This is a genomic window from Flagellimonas olearia, assembly GCF_009184425.1.
GTDB classification, from domain to species: Bacteria; Bacteroidota; Bacteroidia; order Flavobacteriales; family Flavobacteriaceae; genus Flagellimonas; species Flagellimonas olearia.
Genome location: NZ_WELG01000045.1, coordinates 1 through 479 on the forward strand (window position 1 = coordinate 1; position 479 = coordinate 479).

Here is a 479-nt window from a genome sequence, read left to right on the forward strand (position 1 = left end):
GTTTATTGCTGCGTGCCGATGCTTTGCAAGGCGGCGAACGCATTATGACAACCCAATTGCCCCAGGCCATCGTCGGCCTAGCAGTGGACGCACAGCCTGTACCCGGCAGTAATGCCGATACCAGTACCCAAAACAGTCTAGATACAGGTGGCGAGAGCCCCCCAGTGAACGCAACAGAGCAGAACAGCGAGGGCAGCGACAGTGAATGAGTCGCGAGGCCTGATTGCCAGCTTTACCGAACACAAAGTTGCCTCCAATCTGCTGATGGTGCTGATGATCATGCTCGGGGTGCTAGGCCTAACCCGGCTTAACACCCAGCTATTCCCCGACTTCGACTTTGAATATGTCACCGTGACCATCCCCTGGCGCGGTGCCAGCCCGGAAGATGTGCAGCGCTCCATCACCATCCCCGTTGAGCAGGCCCTAAAAACCTTACCCAACACCCGTAAATTTATCGCCCGCTCCCAGCAAGGCGCCAG

The 479-nt window shown here is 57.2% G+C and carries 2 protein-coding genes; both read left to right on the plus strand.

Features of this window, described 5'->3' with window-relative positions; genetic code table 11:
* A partial coding sequence (locus tag F8C76_RS19175) for a hypothetical protein (RefSeq protein WP_211372183.1) occupies positions 1 to 209 on the plus strand: 209 nt, incomplete at its 5' end.
* A partial coding sequence (locus F8C76_RS19180) for an efflux RND transporter permease subunit (protein WP_152132949.1) occupies positions 202 to 479 on the plus strand: 278 nt, incomplete at its 3' end. The genes F8C76_RS19175 and F8C76_RS19180, both read left to right, overlap by 8 nt.